Source organism: Acinetobacter sp. WCHAc010034, from assembly GCF_001696615.3.
Classification (GTDB): Bacteria; Pseudomonadota; Gammaproteobacteria; order Pseudomonadales; family Moraxellaceae; genus Acinetobacter.
Genome location: NZ_CP032279.1, coordinates 985,704 through 1,003,000, shown reverse-complemented (window position 1 = coordinate 1,003,000; position 17,297 = coordinate 985,704). Strand labels below are relative to the sequence as shown.

The following is a 17,297-nucleotide window of genomic DNA, read 5'->3' as shown; positions in this document are numbered from 1 at the left end:
GCATGAATATTTCACGTTTCTTTATTCTGCGCCCCGTCGCCACAGTGCTGCTGATGCTGGCGCTGCTGTTCAGTGGGCTGCTGGTGTGGCGTCTTCTGCCGGTTTCCGCCTTGCCGCAGGTGGATTATCCGGTTATTCAAATTTACACTTTCCAGCCGGGCGCCAATCCAGATACGGTGCAGCGCACGCTGACGGCGCCTTTAGAGCGCGAAATGGGCAAAATTGCCGGCTTGAAGCAAATGTCTTCGGCCAGCTCGGTCGGCGCATCGGTCATCACGCTGCAATTTGAATTAAGCGCAGAATTGGGTGTGGTGGAGCAGGAAGTGCAGTCCGCGCTCAGTACAGCCAGCAGCAAACTGCCTAGTGATTTGCCGACGCCGCCGATTTACCGCAAAGTCAATCCGGCGGATGTGCCGGTCATTACGCTGGCGGTCAGCTCCAAGACTTTGCCGCTCACCACGGTCTATGACATGGTGGATACGCGGGTTGCGCAGAAACTGTCGCAGCTGTCCGGCGTCGGCATGGTCAGCCTTGCCGGCGGGCAGCGTCCAGCCATACGGGTGCAGATGAACCCTGCTGCGCTGGCGGCTTATAAAATGAGCGCTGAGGATGTCCGCACAGCCATTAATGCGGCCAATGCCAATCAGCCCAAAGGCAGCTTTGACGGGCCTTACCGCACCACCATGCTGGATGCCAACGATCAGATCCGCTCTATTACGGATTATGAAAACCTGATTCTGCGCTGGAATGGCGGCGCGCCGATCCGCCTGAAAGATGTCGCGAAAGTGATGGAAGGCAGTGAAGACCGCTATATGGCGGCATGGGCGGACAGCCAGTCCGCCATTCTGGTCAATGTGCAGCGCCAGCCAAATGCCAATGTCATTCAGGTGGCTGATCAGATTAAGCAGATTTTGCCGGAATTGCAGCGCAATCTGCCTGAAAATGTGCAGATCAGGGTGCTGACAGACCGCACCGAGAGCATCCGCAGCGCGATTCATGATGTGCAGAAAGAGCTGGTGTTTGCAGTCTGCCTTGTGGTGATGGTGACCTTCCTGTTTTTAAGAAATCTGTCTGCCACGATTATTCCGAGCATTGCCGTGCCCTTGTCAATCATCGGCACCTTTGTGCTGATGCATTTTCTGGGCTTTTCGGTCAATAACCTGACGCTGATGGCTTTAACCATCGCCACAGGATTTGTGGTGGATGACGCGATTGTGATGCTGGAGAATATTGCCCGGCACCGCGAATCGGGCGAAAGCCTGATGCAGGCAGCGCTCAAAGGGTCGAGGGAAATTGGATTCACCCTCATTTCCCTAACCATCTCGCTGATTGCCGTGCTGATTCCCTTGCTGTTTATGGGCGATGTCGCGGGGCGGCTGTTCCATGAATTTGCCGTGACTTTGGCGGCGGCGATTGGCTTATCGCTCGTGGTGTCGCTGACCTTGACCCCAATGATGTGCGCTTATTTGCTCAAAGATGCCAGGCATGCGCCGCGCCGCAGCCGCTGGAGTCTGGATCGGATTATTCAGCACTATGGCAAGGCGCTGCAGTGGGTATTCCGGCATCAGGCGCTGACGCTTGCAGTGATGCTTGGCACCGTGGTTTTAGCTGGTGCATTGTACTGGGTGATTCCTAAAGGCTTTTTCCCGGTACAGGACAGCGGCGTCATCCAGGTGGTGACCGAAGCGCCGGATGATATTTCCTTTGCGGCCATGAGTGAACGGCAGCAGGCGCTGGCCAGCCAGATTTTAAAAGACCCTGCGGTTGAGAGCTTATCTTCATTTATCGGCATTGACGCCAATAACCCTAAACTCAGCAATGGACGCATTCTGATTAACCTGAAAGCGCATGCCGAACGCGACGGTGCGGATCAGGTCATGGCGCGCCTGAAACAGCAGTTCAGCCATGTGCAGGGAATTAAAGGCTGGATGCAGCCGGTGCAGGAGCTGAGCCTTGAGGACAAAATCAGCCGGACTCAATACCAGCTGAGCTTAACCGCAGCCAAAGCTGAAGATTTGCAGCAGTTCAGCCCGGTCTTTGTTGAAGCCCTGCGGTGGCAGCCGGAGTTTTCGGAGGTGGCCAGTGAGGACGGCGGCCAAGGCCTGCAGGCATTTATTGATGTCAACCGCGATGCGGCTGCGCGTTTGGGCTTGAGTATTGAAGATATCAGCCGGGCCTTGCAGAATTTGTTTGCGCAGCGCCAAATCGCCACTTTATATACGCAGGCCAATCAATACCGCATTGTGCTGGAACTTGATCCCGGCTTGACGCAGGGCATTGATGCGCTGAATCAGACCTATATTCAGAATGCCAGCGGCGAAGCGGTGCTGCTCAGCTCCGTGGCCTCGGTTGTGCAAAAGCGCGCTCCGGTTCTTTTGCAGCAGCAGGCGCAGTTTCCCGCGCATAGCGTGTCTTTCAATTTAGCGCCGGGAGTTTCCCTCGGTGAGGGCATTCAGGCTATTCAGCGTGTTGAAGATTCCCTGAATCTGCCAGCGGAGGTTAGTGTGCAGCTGCAGGGCGCAGCTGCAGCCTTTGAAAATTCACAGCAGCATACCTTCTGGCTGGTACTGGCGGCCATTGTGACCATGTATCTGGTGCTGGGCATGCTGTATGAAAGCTTTATTCACCCGATTACCATTCTTTCGACCCTGCCTTCGGCGGCTATTGGCGCGCTGCTGGCGCTGTTTGTGGTCGGCCGTCCGCTGGATATGATTGCCTTGATTGGCATTATTCTGCTGATTGGCTTGGTCAAGAAAAACGGCATTATGATGGTAGATTTTGCCTTGGCAGCGCAGCGCAATGAAGGCCTCTCAGCGCAGCAGGCGATTTATCAAGCCGCCTTAATGCGTTTCAGGCCTATCCTGATGACCACGCTGGCGGCTCTAGTCGGCGCCATTCCGCTCATGCTGGCTTCAGGTTCCGGCGCTGAACTGCGCCAGCCTTTGGGCATTGTGATGGTGGGCGGCTTGATTTTAAGCCAGCTTCTGACGCTATTCACCACACCGGTGGTTTATCTATTTTTTGACCGCTTACAGCGGCCGCATCACAAGGCCAAGCCAGCGGTGCCAGCCATGAATGAGATGGGAGATGCGCCTTGAATTTGCTCTCCGCTTTTATTCACCGTCCTGTGGCCAGTGTTTTACTGGCAACCGCGATTGTGCTGCTGGGCATATTGGCCTATTTCCGCTTGCCGGTCGCGGCTTTGCCGCAGGCGGATATTCCAACCATTGTGGTTCGGGCCAGCTTGCCGGGGGCCAGCCCTGAAAGCATGTCGGCGACGGTCGCTGCGCCGCTGGAACGCGCCATGATGGGTGTTTCCGGGGTAAAAGGCATTAATTCATCCAGCAGCCAAAGCGCAGCGCAGGTGGTGCTGCATTTTGATCTGGATACCGACATCAATGAAGCGGCGCGGGAAGTGCAGGCCGCCATTAATGCCGCCATGCCGCAGCTGCCTTCGGGCATGCCCAGTCCGCCTGAATATTTCAAGATCAATCCGAGCCAAAGCCCAATTTTTTATCTGGCATTCAGCTCAAAGCATTTATCGGCCGGCAAGCTGTATGAAATCGCCAGCAGCCAGCTGCAGCCGGCTCTGGCGCAAATCAACGGTGTTGGCGATGTCAGCATTGATGGGGCATCCATGCCGGCGGTGCGGATTAGCTTAAATCCGAATGCGCTGATTTCGCAAGGCGTATCGCTGGAGCAAGTCCGCAAAGCTGTGGCTAAAAGCAATGTGGTGCAGGCTTTGGGCGTGGCGGAAACTCAGCAGCTGCGCTGGCAGGTGGCGCTCTCGGCCAGTTTGAAAAATGCGGCGGATTTTGCTAATTTGGTCATCCATCAGCATGGCCAGACTGCCGTTCGCCTTAAAGATGTCGCCGACGTTCAGGACGCTGCAGAGAACCGCTATGTCAGCGGTTTTCATAACGGCGAACCTGCGGTCATTATTAAAATCAGCCGGCAGCCGAATGCCAATACCGTGGCTGTGATTGAAAAAATTAAACAGAAACTGCCGCAGCTGCGTTCGCAGATTCCCGCCGATGCACAGCTCAGCATTGTGATGGATGGTTCGGAAATAATCCACGCTGGGCTGAATGAAGCGCGTGATACTTTACTGTTTTCGATGCTGCTGGTGATTATTGTGGTGGCGTTGATGCTGGGGCGCCTGCAAAGCGCGCTGGTTCCAAGCATTGCCATGCTGGTTACCTTGATTGGCGCATGCAGCCTGATCTATTTGGCCGGTTTTTCGCTGAATAATCTCTCCATTATGGCGGTAATTGTAGCAATCGGTTTGGTGGTGGATGATGCGATTGTGGTGCTGGAAAATATCGAGCGCCACATTGAACAGGGAGAGCCACCTGTACAAGCTGCGCTCAAGGGCATTCAGGAAGTCGGCATGACTTTGATTGCCATGAATCTGGCCTTGGCGGTGATTTTTATTTCCGTGCTGTTTATGGGTGGGGTGATCGAGCGGCTGTTCAGAGAGTTTTCCTTAACGCTGGTGTTTATCGTGATTTTATCGGTTTTCATCTCGCTGGCGCTTACGCCAAGCTTGTCAGCTCGCTGCCTGAAACCGCTTGAAAATGCTAAAAATAATACTTTATACCGCATTAGCCATAGCTGCATGCAGAAACTCAGCCAAGGCTATTTGCATTCATTGAAATGGATGATCGGGCATAGTTATGTGGTGATTTTACTGTGGGGCGGCGCCATTGCAGCCTCGGCCTATCTGTATCAGGCGCTGCCGAAACGGGTACTGCCCGAACAGGACACTGGGCGCGTTGCAGCGTTTATCCGCGGCGATGACGGATTTTCTTTCCAGATTATGCAGCCGAAGATTGTGGCGTTCAGCCAAAGCCTGTTAAGCGATCCGGCAGTCAAAGATGTGATAGGCACATCGGGCGGCGCAGGCGGAACCACCAATTCCTTTTTAATGGTGAACCTCAAGCCCAAGGCCGAGCGTGACGGTAAAGCTTCACATGAAATTGTCGAGCGGATAAAGCAAAATGCGCCGTGGCAGGCTGGCGCGGTTTTTTCAGCATGGGTCGAGCAGGAGCTTGAACTGGATGATCCATTTTCCAGCGGCAGCGGGCAAGATCATATGCTGCTGCTCCAGTCGGATAATGTTGCGCTGCTGCGTGAATGGGCGCCAAAAGTTGCCCAAGCGATGCAAAAGCTGCCGCAGCTGGAAGAAGTGGAAACCATGGGTGATGAAGGCGCGCAGCATGTCACGCTGGATATTGACCGTGAAGCAGCGCGGCGCTTGGGTGTGGATATTGAAAGCATTTCCAGCGTGCTGAACAACTCATTCTCGCAGCGCCAGATTTCCACGATTCATGATCAAAGCAATCAATTTCATGTGGTGATGGAAGTTGATCAGCATTTTACCCAGCAGCCGGAATCGCTGGCCAATGTGCAAGTCCCGAATCAGCAGGGCGAATATGTGCCGCTCAGCAACTTCGCTGCATGGTCTTATGGCATCAGCAATGACCGGATTTACCGGCGCAATCAGTATGCTGCCATGGGCATTGGCTATGTGCTGAAGCCAGGCTACAGCGCTGAACAGGCGGATGCAGCCATTCGTGGCATTTTGCCGGAAATTATGCTGCCGAATGAGATTTTCATGACTGCAGACAAAGATGTAGAAGCTGAAAGCTTGCAGGCTGGATTAAGTACGCCATTGCTGGTTCTAGCGGTGATTGGCCTGATTTATATTCTGCTGGGGGTGACGTATGAAAGCGTGATTCATCCCCTGACGATTTTATCCACGATTCCAGCGGTGGCCTTAGGCGCATTGCTGACGCTGCGGCTGTTTAATTTTCAATTCACCTTAATTGCGCTGCTGGGCATGTTCCTGCTGATTGGCATTGTGGTGAAAAATGCGATTCTGCTGATTGATTTTACCCTGCAGGAACGCCGTACAGGAAAATCTGCCCGTGACGCGGTGCTGTTGGCAGCGGCTTTGCGCTTCCGCCCGATTTTAATGACCAATACAGCGGCTTTGCTGGGCGCTATTCCTTTGGCATTCAGCTGGGGCGAAGGCGCGGAACTGCGCCAGCCCCTAGGCGTGGTGATTGCCGGGGGCTTGGCGCTGGGGCAGCTGCTGACGCTATATACCACGCCAGTTATGTATCTGCTGCTGGAAAAAGCCGCGCAGCGCTTGCCGCGCCTGAATAGAAAGAATGCCTTGAGCTTAGGAAAACAGGAATAAAGTGGGATGCAGAATGTGCTCTATAAAAATGCGGTTTGCCTCAGTGGCCTTATGCTATTGACCGCATGCGCTTCGACCGCTGTTGTGCGGCCGCCGGAATATCAGGCGCCGAAGATTCAGGCGGATGAACAGTATAAATATGCCGGTTTAAACTGGACAGCAACTGGCGCATTGCAGCCGGCTGGGGCGGACTGGTGGCAGATTTATCAAGACCCCATGCTCAGCCGGCTGATGCAGCAGCTGAATCAGGAAAATTTAAGCCTGCAGCAGGCGGAAGCCCGTTTCCGCTATGCCAATGCATTGCTGCAACAGCAGCAGGCTGCCCGTCAGCCGAGTTTGGCGCTGAATGCTTCTGCAAACCGCAGCGGCGGCAAAAATACCGCTTCAAGCAGCCAATTCGGCAGCGAAATTCAGGCCAGCTGGATCCCGGATCTATGGGGGCGGGTGGCCAAAGCCATAGAAGGCCAGCAGGCCAATCTTGAAGCCATCGGCGCAGAATTGCAGGCGGTCAAATTAAGCCAGCAGCTGCTGGCTGCAGAAGCCTATTGGAATATTCGCGTGCTGGATGCGCAAATCAGTATTCTTCAGCAAACGCAGCAGAGTTATGCCCGTTCAGTGCAAATTTTAAAGAATCAATATGTTGCCGGCATGATTGCGCGTGCAGATGTGATACAGGCAGAAACCCAGCTTAAGCAGGTGCAGATACAGCAGCTGGAACAGCAGCGGGAGCGCCATTTGCAGGAGCATATTCTGGCGGCCCTGCAGGGCAAAACGGCAGCGCAGTTTCAGCTGGCAAAGCAGCAAAGCGCATTGCAGGCGCCTGCTGTTCCAGTGCAGCTGCCTAGCCGGCTGCTTTTGCAGCGCCCTGATGTGCTGCGCGCTGAGCGCGAACTGGCTGCGACCCATGCGCAGCTGGGGCTGGCGCAAACGGCATGGCTGCCGGATGTCAGCATTGGCTTGAACAGCGCCGTGAACAGCCAGATTTTCAGCCAGCTGTTTCAGGCTCCGCAGTATTTATGGTCGGCAGGGCTGAAAGCCGCTGCTGTGCTGTGGGACGGCGGCCAGAGAAAAGCCGGCATTGCCGCAGCGCAGGCCAATTATGATGAAAAAACCGCAGCCTATAAGCAGGCTGTGCTGACAGGCTGGAAAGAAGTGGAGGATGCGCTGATGCAGTCCGCCAGTTTCAGGCAGCAGCAGGCAGAGCAGGTTAAATTGTCTGCGCTGGCTGCGGAAAATGAGCGGGCCGTTACGCGGCGCTATAATGCAGGTCTAGTGAGCTATCTGGAAGTGGTGAGCGCGCAGAATTTGCGGCTGCAGGCTGAACAGGCCGCCTTAGAGCTCAAGCAGCTGCAGCTTAAAAATACAGCACAATTGATTGCAGCATTGGGCGGAAATTATTCTTAATGCGCGGCGCTGCCGTGCCGGTCTTGGGCAAAAGCTCAGGAGCAGGCCCGTCCGGCGCTTCAGCTGCATGCGCAGCCCGCTGTGAGGGAATTCAAGCGCTGTATACCGCTGTGTTGAGGATGTAAAACGATTGTGAGCTAATAATTTTTTTTGTTATGAAATCTATGGATTGTGGTATAGCCATATTGACGCCGCAGCGGTATGGCTAAAAAATATTCAAGTTGATTGAGCATGCTGCATGCCGCTTTCAGGCGTGGGCGCTGCATGCTTTTGAGCTGGATTGCCTGCGGGCGGTAAGGCTCATCTGAATGCGCCGCTTATGCTTTGAAAACTGAACGCCATCAGCAGCCTGCTGATGGCGCAGCAGCGCTTTGAATCCTGCCCGGTGCAGCGTTTTCAGCAGGCTTAGGCCGTAAATAGGCTGGACTGTTCTTGCGCCGGCGGATATCACTAAATTCCGTAAACAATGCCCCAAAAAAGGAGGTACTGCGGTTCTGATACCAATTTCCGCCTGACAGCTCACCCTCCAAATGCCTTGATGCAGGAGAATTCGGGTCTTAGGCGTGACCAATGCAACCTCCTGTTTTGGAGAAGATGCGATGAACTTTCTGAAAATATTAATCATTGCCGGATGGTGTATCCTGCCCGCGCAGGCCGTTCTGGCTGCTGATCATGCCATGGGAGCCAAAGGCGGCCACTCGGCAGCCGATCATAATGCGATTGCCAGCGCAATCAGCGCGGCGCCGCAAAAAGTGGGCGCGATGGCTGCGGTTATGGCTATAGACGCCAAGGGCCAGATGCGCATGCTGCGCAAAGGCAGCAACGGTTTCACCTGCATGCCCGACAACCCGGCAACGCCCGGCCCTGACCCCATGTGCATGGATCATGCAGCCATGAAGTGGGTGGAAGCCTGGATTGGCCATAAAACCCCGGCAGCGGGAAAAATCGGCCTGATGTACATGCTGAAGGGCGGCACCGATGCTAGCAATGTAGACCCCTATGCTGTGAAGCCCAGCGCCAGCAACCATTGGCTTAAGACTGGCCCGCACATTATGATCGTCGGCGCGGATCAGAGCTTCTACGATATGTATCCGAAAGCGGCCCAGCCTGACACCGCTGCGCCTTATGTGATGTGGCCAGGAACCCCTTACCAGCATTTGATGATCCCCGTCCATTAAGCGGCGTGGCACTCATTTCATGCCTGTAGGCTTAGAGAGGTCAAGCGCAGCAAGGCTGAATTCAGGCTGGAAGCAAGGACAGATGGCATTTTGCTTCCAGCCAGCCAAAGCCCGCGCTGCATAATGAACGGTGCTGATGCTGTGCCGCTGACCTTATTTAAGAGGGAAGAGAGCGGGTTAATGCTTTATTCCGTGGGGGACTTTTCATGAAGGCATCGCGCCTCCGCCATAGCCGACTTCTGAAGGAATCATCACAGCAAACTGCGCCTGTCCAGTGCTCAGTTATGCTGGCTGGCTTTAATGCACTGAACTAAGCCATGCAGGGCCTGCTGGATCTTTTCAGTCATTTCAAATGAGCAGTTCACCCGGATATGATTGTGCTTTTTGCCGGTACGGTAAAATAATGCGCCGGGAGCCACGCTGATGCCTTTTTCCAGCAGCTGATGGTAAATCAGATTGCTGTCAATCTGCGCCGGCAGGCTAATCCATAAAAAATAGCCGGAAGGGTAATAATCAACTTTGCAGCCTTCAGGCAGATGCGCGGCTAAGTAATGGTAATACTGGCTTTTTAAGCGCTTCAAAGTATTGCGCAGCGTTTTTAAATGCTTTTCATAATAGCGGTGCGACAAATAGTCGGCCAAGGCATTCTGGATGAAAGAATTCACTGACAGTGTGCTCATCAGCTGCAGATGCTGAATATGCTCTGAAAATTTGCCGGCATAAACCCAGCCCACCCGGAAGCCAGCGCCTAAAGTTTTGGAAAATGAAGAGCAGTGCAGCACTAAATTCTGCTGATCAAAATACTTCATCGATAAAGGCTTTTTATGATCAAAATACAATTCTTCATACACGTCATCTTCAATTAAATAGATTTCATGCGCATGCAGCAGCTGAGCCAGCTGCAGCTTAATTTCATCGCTCACCGTAAAGCCGATTGGATTATGGCTGTTCAGCATCAGCAGGCAGACTTTGACTGGATAGCGGGCAATAGCATTCTTAAAAGCATCTAAATCAATGCCGTGTTCGGGGTGCTCCGGAATAGTTATCACTTTCAGGCCAAGGTGCTCGGCAGCCTGCCATGCGCCGTAAAAAATGGTTTCCTGCAGCACAATACAGTCGCCGGGCTGGGTCATGGCCTGCAGGGATAAATTCAAGGCGTCCAGGCCGCCTGAAGTAATGACGATATCGGAGGGATCCGTGGGAATGCCCTGCATGCAGTAGCGCTGCGCGATCAGCTTTCTGAGCTCAAAATTCCCCGGCGGCAGGCTTGGCATCTGCTCATAGCTCAGGCGGTGCTTGGCCCGCTGGCCTAAAGTCTGCATCAGCTTGGCCGAATACAGCAGCTGGCTGTCAGGAAAGGCGCTGCCGAAAGGAATGATCTTTTCCGACTGGATGGATTTTAAATATCTGAAAACCGTGGAGTTGATTTCTATTTTGTCATTCAGGATCACGCTATGGGAAACAGCCGGCAGGGCATCTCCGGCAATAAAGTAGCCTAATTTTTCTTTGGAATAAATCAGCCCCTGCGCTTCCAGTTCCTGATAGGCGTTCATTACAGTAATCAGGCTGAATCCTGAGGCTTCCGCCTGCTGGCGCAAAGACGGCAGCTTGTCATTCGGCTTCCAGAAGCCGCTTTCAATCAAATGCTTCAGGCTCAGTGCCAGCTGTTCTGACTTATACATAAGGCTTGGCGCTCAAATAAAGAATTTATGGACAGCTGCAGGCAGCTATCCATAAATTTAAGTTAAAAATCGTCAAAATGCATGCTTATTTTCAATAAGCGAAGCTCAGCATCAGCCTGAAAAATCCTGCAATTAAGGCCAGTGATGCAAAGCCTAAGCACCACAGCAGGATAAACCATAATGATGGGCTGAGCCGGTCAGCAGATTTTTTCATTGATGCCTCCTGAATTAATGATAGCCTTCATCGCCGATGCGGACTTTGTCGCGGAAAACCCAGTACGACAAAAATGTATAGGCGATAATCACCGGAATCAGAATTACTGCGCCGACCAGGGTGAATTTCAGACTGGATTCAGGCGCAGCGGCCTGCCAGATGGAAACCGACGGCGGAATAATGTTGGGCCACAGGCTGATAATAAAGCCGGTAAAGGCCAGAACAACCAGCGCAAGGGTGTAAATAAAGGGCTTTGCATCATGCTGCTGTCTGCAGGCGCGCAGAATCAGCCCGCTGAAAAGCGCGACCAAAACCGGCACCGGGCTGAAGTACAGCAGATTCGGCAGCGCAAACCAGCGCTGCGCAATTTCAGGATGCGTCAGCGGGGTATAGATGCTGACCGCGCCGAAAATAATCAGCAGCGCAATCAGCAGCTTTGGCATGAGCTGATACATGGCCTGCTGCAAATCCGCTTCTGTTTTTAAAATCAGCCAGCCGCAGCCAAGCGCCGCGTACATGGCGACAACGCCGATGCCGGTGAAAACAGAGAACGGCGTCAGCCAGTCCCACACGCCGCCGCTGTAAATGCCGTTTGTGGTCTGAATGCCCTGAATATAGGCGCCCAGAATCATGCCTTGGAAAAAGCTGGATAAAACTGATCCCCAGATGAAGGCCTGATCCCACAGGTATTTGGTGCGCGTGGCCTTGAAGCGGAATTCAAAAGCCACCCCGCGGAAGATCAGCGCAACTACCATCAGAATAATCGGGATATACAGGGCGGAGAGCACGGTGGCGTAAACCAGCGGAAAGGCTGCAAACAGGCCCGCGCCGCCCAGCACCATCCAGGTTTCGTTGCCGTCCCACACCGGCGCGACAGTGTTCATCATCACATCGCGTTCCTGATGGCTTTTGATGAACGGGAACAGAATGCCGATCCCCAGATCAAAGCCATCCATCACGACATAGATCAGCACCCCAAGGCCGATAATGCCCACCCAAATTAAAGCGAGGTCAATCATGCGGTTTCTCCTTGTTTTGAGCCGCTTCCGCTTCATCAATCGGTTCATCCACCGCGCTGAGCGGGCGCAATGGAGTTTTAAAATGGCCCGGGCCGGCTTGCTGCGCTGCTAAATGGCCTGAAAATGTAGGGCCGGCTTTAATCAGCCTGAGCATGTAGTAAATGCCGCTGCCGAAAACCACGGCATAGACCAGCACAAAAACAATCAGGCTGAATCCGACCTGATCTGCGGTTACGCTGTGGGACAGGCCGTCCTGCGTGCGGATCACGCCGTAAACGACCCACGGCTGGCGTCCGACTTCAGTAGTGACCCAGCCGGCAAGCAGGGCGATATAGCCTGTAGGCCCCATGACCAGGGCGAATTTATGAAACCATGAGGCTTCATACAGCGCGCCTTTCTTGCGCAGCCACAGCGCAGTCAAAGACAGCAGAACCATCAGCATGCCCAGCCCGACCATGACGCGGAAACTCCAGAAAACGGTGGGCACATTCGGGCGGTCTTCAGGCGCAAAGTCTTTCAGGCCGGTGACTTTGCCGTCCAGCGTATGGGTGAGGATCAGGCTGCCTAAATAGGGAATGCCGATTTCGGCTGCATTGGCTTCTTTTTCCATATCCGGAATGGCGAACAGCAGCAGCGGCATGGCATGGTCTTCGTTGGTATTCCAATGCCCTTCAATGGCGGCCAGTTTTGCCGGCTGATGCTTTAGGGTATTCAGCCCGTGATGGTCGCCAATCACGACTTGCAGGCAAGAGGTGATGAGCACCATCCACAGGCCCATGGAAAAGGATTTTTTAACCAGCTCATCGCGCCGGCCTTTCAGCAGATGCCAGGCGGCGGTTCCCACCACCAGCAGCGAAGACACTAAAAAGGCCGCTGCAGCCATATGCGCGAAGCGGTAGGGAAAAGACGGATTAAAGACAATCGCCCACCAGTCTGCAGGGACAATGATGCCGTTTTCTATGGCAAAGCCCTGCGGGGTCTGCATCCAGCTGTTTGAGGATAAAATCCAGAACATTGAAATGCAGGTGCCGACCGCCACCATAAGCGTGGCGAAGAAATGCGCTTTCGGGCTGACGCGCCCCCAGCCGAACAGCATAATGCCCAGAAAGCCGGCCTCGAGGAAAAAGGCGCTCAGCACTTCATAGGTCAGCAGCGGGCCGGTAACGCTTCCGGCAATCCGGGAAAATTCACTCCAGTTGGTGCCGAACTGATAGGCCATGACTACGCCTGAAACCACCCCCATGGCGAAGGCGACTGCAAAAATCTTAATCCAGTATTTGAACAAGTCTTTATAAACAGGGTTTTGGGTGCGCAGCCATTTCCATTCCAGCAGCGCGAGAAAGCAGGCTAAGCCAATGGAGGTTGCAGGAAAGATAATGTGAAAGGAGACGGTAAAGGCAAACTGAATTCTGGCCAGTTCCAAAGCGGTTAATCCGAGGCTCATCGCATGGCCCCCCGGTAACTAGGCTGCCTGACAATCGCCTGGCAGCTGTCCGCGCAGCGCGCGGAAAAAAGCATAGATCGTTTCATGAAAACTACCTACCTGGAATAATTGTCAAGATCTTGCATGACAATGCAGCCCAGAGGTAGGTACAGAAAATGAAGAGAAAAAATATAACAGGCGAGGGATAAAACAGAATGCTGTTATATTTTTAATGCTGTCCTGCATCTAAAGGAAAAATGCGGCAGCGCAAGCTTTAAAAACCGAAGAGGGCCTAAAGCATCGGTATTTTTTCATCAAAAATAAAATATATATTATTGTTTATTATATAAATTTTAAATATTTTAAAAAAATCATCCTATTGCAGTGCAGGCAATAAATGCGGGCCAGCATGGGCCGAATAGCGGCTTTAAGCGCGCTGTTATATTTTTATCGCATGCTTTTGCAGCTATACATTTTTCCGCTGCAGCAGCAGACTGCGGACAGTGCTGCTGGTCTGCAGCGCCGCAAATGCATGGTTCAAAATGATGACAGGTGGTCCCTTATGTTTATTACCGAGCAGCTGAATTTAATTTCACAATTAATAATCGATAAGCCGATGTCAGAAAAACCATTGGGCTTGCTGGAGCAGAAGTATGTGAATCTGGAAGCAACGCTGCTGCGCGCCAAGATTCTGCGCAATTTCGCCAAAAAAAGCGGCCTATATATTGTGCAGTCTAAGATAGAAGAGCAGCAGTCCAATTTAGGCTTTTTATTTTCGCCTTTCATCCTAGCCAATCTGAATAAGCCTGTGATCTACAGCACGCCGATGGCGCAGCCTGTGCTGAATATTTTAAACAAATACTATACCGCTGACAAAGCGCCTAATTTCAAAATCAATGAAACACTGGAGTCTTTCAGTATTTATATAGATCTGGAAAACAGCCATTTAGCCGCTGAAGATTTTATTTATCTGTCGGTGTTCAGGGCGCTTTGCCGCTCGGATATTCTGCAGATTTTCATCATTAGCGATTTAGCCGTCTGCAGTGAAATCAGGCAAAAGCTGGAAAATTTTTTCAATGTGAAGATCAGCATTATTTCCAAGCTGAAAAATCAGGCCATTCTTGAGAGTTCCGCGCTGAATATCCGGAAACTGCTGTTTAAAAATAAAGATGACTATTATGTCCGGCTCTGCGCTGAGTTTTCTGACTTGAATGCGGAAATCATCAGCATCAGTGAAGGCTTCAATATGGAGCAGTCTAAAAACCTGATTGAAGACATGTTTTATTCTGAACATATTTATGAAAAGTTGTCCGTCTACGGCGAATTTTTTCAAACCAGGCTTAAAAATGCGCAGGCCATTTAACTGTTTTTGAAAAATTGAGCAATTTGGAAGTCATATGTTTTTATATACAGATTTTGATCAGAATTTACTGAATGAGCGCGTTGCCCAATTCCGCGATCAGACGCAGCGCTATTTGGACGGCAAGCTTACGGAAGAGGAATACCGGCCTTTAAGGCTGCAGAATGGCCTGTATATTCAGCGCTATGCGCCGATGCTGCGGATTGCCGTGCCTTATGGCCTGATGAACTCCAGCCAGCTGCGCAAAGTGGCTGAGGTTGCGCGTAAATATGACCGCGGCTATGCGCATATTTCCACGCGCCAGAATATCCAGCTGAACTGGCCTGAATTAGCCGATGTTCCGGATATTCTGCAAGCGCTGGCTTCTGTGCAGATGCATTCTATTCAAACCAGCGGCAACTGCATCCGCAATACCACGACCGACCAGTATGCCGGCGTGGTGAAAGGCGAACTGGCAGACCCGCGGCCGACCTGCGAATTGATCCGGCAATGGAGCACCTTCCATCCGGAATTTTCCTTCCTGCCGCGGAAGTTTAAAATCGCGGTGTGCGCCCATCCTGATGAAGACCGGGCAGCTACGGCATTTCATGATGTCGGCGTCTATATTGTTCAGAACAGCGCCGGGGAGCTCGGCTATCAAATCAAGGCCGGCGGCGGCTTAGGGCGCACACCGATTGCTGGCGCCGTGATTAAGGAATTCCTGCCGCGCCAGGACTTAATTGCCTATCTGGATGCAATCATGCGGGTTTATAACCTGCATGGCCGGCGCGATAATAAATATAAAGCGCGGATCAAGATTCTGGTTAAGGCTTTAACGCCGGAGGTTTTTGCTGAAAAAGTGGAAAAAGAATTCGCTTTCACTCAGGAAAAGCTGCGCGTGGCGCCGGATGTGTTAAAGAAAATGGATGCGGTTTTTTCCCCGTTTCCTTACCGGCGCATGGATGATGCGGATTTAACGGAGCTATTCGACGCATTTCCAAAATTCAAGCAGTGGCATCAGGTCAATACCCATGCGCATAAAATGCCCGGCTACCGCATTGTGACGATCAGCCTGAAGCGGGCAGGCGTTGCGCCCGGCGACATGACATCGGATGAAATGGAGCTGATTGCCGGACTGGCCGACCAGTACACTTTTGGCGAACTGCGCACCACCCATGAGCAGAATATCGCCTTGGCGGATGTGCAGCAGGCCGACTTGTTTGCAGTGTGGAAGGAGCTGGATCAGGCCAATCTGGCGCGGGCGCATATCGGCTTTCTGACCGATATGATCTGCTGTCCCGGCGGCGACTTCTGCTCATTGGCGAATGCGAAATCCATTCCGGTCTATGAAGCCATCGCAAGGCGCTTTGACGATTTAGACGCTTTGTATGATCTGGGCAAGGTTGATTTGAATATTTCAGGCTGCATGAATGCCTGCGGCCACCATCATGTCGGCAACATCGGCATTTTGGGGGTAGATAAAAAAGGCGCTGAATATTATCAGGTTACTTTAGGCGGCAATTCTGATCATGATGCCTCAATTGGCGATATTTTAGGGCCGTCTTTTCCGGCCGCGCAGATTCCTGAAGTTCTGGAAGAAATTTTAAATACCTATCTGGATTTGCGCCTGGCAGGGGAGGCTTTTCTTGAAACCTATCAGCGGGTTTCCATTCAGCCTTTTAAAGAAAGGGCTTATGCAGAAGCGGCCGGCAGCTGAACATGCCGACTTTATCCAGCTTCACGCGGCTGCGGAGGGCCATGCTCCAGATCATCATCATTCTGGCGATTTGGGCAATTGCGTCGCTGCTGCAGCAAATCATGCATTTGCCCGTCGCCTCTGGAATTCTGGGCTTCTTTATTCTGCTGCTGCTGCTGGAAGTGAAATGGCTGCAGCTGGAAGAAGTGGAAAATGGCGCGGACCTGCTCTTGGGCGAACTGCTGGTATTTTTCATTCCTCCGGTGGTCGGGGTTATTCAGTATCAGGAGTTGCTGCTGGCCAGCGGCTGGAAAATTATCGCCGCGATTGCCATCAGCACATTCATGGTTATGGCGGTTTCGGTTTTTACCGTCAGAATGTTTCTGCAGCAGGGCGAGGCTGAATGATGGAACTTTGGGGTTTGTTTTACTTTGCCTGGACCGTGCTGTGCTATTTCTTTGCGAAGCAGCTGTTCATCCGCACCCAGAAAATTTACTGCTCGCCGATTATTGTGGTGCCAATACTCAGCATTGGCCTGATCTTGCTGCTGCATCACAGCTTTCAGGATTATTACCGCTATACCCAATATCTGGTTGCGATGCTGGGGCCGATCACCGTGGCTTTCGCCATTCCTGTTTACCGCTACAGGGCGATGATCCGCAAGCATTTTAAGGTATTGATCATCAGTTCCGGCGCCTCCATGCTGATTGGCATTTTAAGCAGCTGGTTCTTGGCAAGCTTGCTGAATTTTGAGGAAATCGTCAAAAACAGCCTGCTGGCCCGCTCTATTTCCATTCCCTTTGCCCTGGTGCTGACTGAGAAAATCGGCGGTTCCATCAGCCTGATTCCGCTGTTTACCGTCATTACCGGACTGGTTGGCATGCTGTTTGGCGACTTATTGCTGCTGTGGATGAAGTATAGGCACCGGATTGCGCATGGCGCGGCTTTTGGCAACGGAGCGCATGCCATGGGGATTGCCCGGGCGCGGCAGCGGCATCCGGAAGAAGGCGTGATTGCCAGCCTGTCGATGATTATTTCTGGAATTATTATGGTGCTGTTTGCGCCGGCGGTAATTGCCTTAATCAATTTTATATAGCGCGCATCGCATGGCAATTCCGCCGATCTGCATTTGCATAG

The 17,297-nt window shown here is 52.5% G+C and carries 12 protein-coding genes; 8 read left to right on the top strand and 4 right to left on the bottom strand.

Annotated elements, in window-relative coordinates:
• The first annotated feature begins 2 nt into the window (after nucleotides 1-2).
• The 4 genes from BEN74_RS06390 to BEN74_RS06370 all read left to right on the top strand — a co-directional run bounded on the left by BEN74_RS06390 (nucleotide 3) and on the right by BEN74_RS06370 (nucleotide 8,787).
• Entirely contained in the window at nucleotides 3-3,098 is a 3,096-nt protein-coding gene (locus BEN74_RS06390) for an efflux RND transporter permease subunit (protein ID WP_068908728.1), read from the top strand.
• Nucleotides 3,095-6,205, top strand: a complete 3,111-nt coding sequence (locus tag BEN74_RS06385) for an efflux RND transporter permease subunit (protein WP_068908730.1) — start codon at nucleotides 3,095-3,097, stop codon at nucleotides 6,203-6,205. The genes BEN74_RS06390 and BEN74_RS06385 overlap by 4 nt, the downstream gene beginning before the upstream one ends.
• A gap of 6 nt (nucleotides 6,206-6,211) precedes the next feature.
• Nucleotides 6,212-7,609 carry an efflux transporter outer membrane subunit gene (locus BEN74_RS06380; RefSeq protein WP_068908733.1) on the top strand — a complete coding sequence of 466 codons (1,398 nt, stop codon included), beginning with the start codon at nucleotides 6,212-6,214 and terminating at the stop codon, nucleotides 7,607-7,609.
• 599 nt (nucleotides 7,610-8,208) lie between these two features.
• Complete coding sequence (locus tag BEN74_RS06370) at nucleotides 8,209-8,787, top strand: hypothetical protein (RefSeq protein WP_068908737.1); 579 nt, start codon at nucleotides 8,209-8,211, stop codon at nucleotides 8,785-8,787.
• Between the two features lie 278 nt (nucleotides 8,788-9,065).
• Here the strand turns inward: BEN74_RS06370 and BEN74_RS06365 are convergent, their stop codons facing one another.
• The 4 genes from BEN74_RS06365 to BEN74_RS06350 all read right to left on the bottom strand — a co-directional run bounded on the left by BEN74_RS06365 (nucleotide 9,066) and on the right by BEN74_RS06350 (nucleotide 13,146).
• Nucleotides 9,066-10,469, bottom strand: a complete 1,404-nt coding sequence (locus tag BEN74_RS06365) for a PLP-dependent aminotransferase family protein (protein ID WP_068908739.1) — start codon at nucleotides 10,467-10,469, stop codon at nucleotides 9,066-9,068.
• A gap of 91 nt (nucleotides 10,470-10,560) precedes the next feature.
• Nucleotides 10,561-10,683, bottom strand: coding sequence for a DUF2474 domain-containing protein (locus tag BEN74_RS06360; protein ID WP_086374340.1), 123 nt, complete (start codon nucleotides 10,681-10,683; stop codon nucleotides 10,561-10,563).
• Between the two features lie 14 nt (nucleotides 10,684-10,697).
• A complete protein-coding gene (gene cydB, locus BEN74_RS06355; RefSeq protein ID WP_068908742.1) occupies nucleotides 10,698-11,702 on the bottom strand; it encodes a cytochrome d ubiquinol oxidase subunit II in 1,005 nt (334 codons plus the stop codon).
• Nucleotides 11,695-13,146, bottom strand: a complete 1,452-nt coding sequence (locus BEN74_RS06350; protein WP_068908744.1) for a cytochrome ubiquinol oxidase subunit I — start codon at nucleotides 13,144-13,146, stop codon at nucleotides 11,695-11,697. Before BEN74_RS06350 ends, cydB begins: the two co-directional genes overlap by 8 nt.
• A 541-nt stretch (nucleotides 13,147-13,687) precedes the next feature.
• Here BEN74_RS06350 and BEN74_RS06345 point away from each other — a divergent pair.
• Genes BEN74_RS06345 through BEN74_RS06330 form a run of 4 tightly spaced genes read left to right on the top strand, consistent with a single transcriptional unit; the run spans nucleotide 13,688 to nucleotide 17,256 of the window.
• Nucleotides 13,688-14,488 (top strand): hypothetical protein, encoded by an 801-nt coding sequence (locus BEN74_RS06345; RefSeq protein ID WP_068908771.1) that lies wholly within the window; start codon nucleotides 13,688-13,690, stop codon nucleotides 14,486-14,488.
• 34 nt (nucleotides 14,489-14,522) lie between these two features.
• Nucleotides 14,523-16,181: a nitrite/sulfite reductase gene (locus BEN74_RS06340; protein WP_068908747.1), complete on the top strand. Its 1,659-nt coding sequence runs from the start codon at nucleotides 14,523-14,525 to the stop codon at nucleotides 16,179-16,181.
• 41 nt (nucleotides 16,182-16,222) lie between these two features.
• Complete coding sequence (locus BEN74_RS06335; RefSeq protein ID WP_228200403.1) at nucleotides 16,223-16,567, top strand: CidA/LrgA family protein; 345 nt, start codon at nucleotides 16,223-16,225, stop codon at nucleotides 16,565-16,567.
• Nucleotides 16,564-17,256, top strand: coding sequence for an LrgB family protein (locus BEN74_RS06330; protein WP_068908752.1), 693 nt, complete (start codon nucleotides 16,564-16,566; stop codon nucleotides 17,254-17,256). Before BEN74_RS06335 ends, BEN74_RS06330 begins: the two co-directional genes overlap by 4 nt.
• The last annotated feature ends 41 nt before the right edge of the window (nucleotides 17,257-17,297 follow it).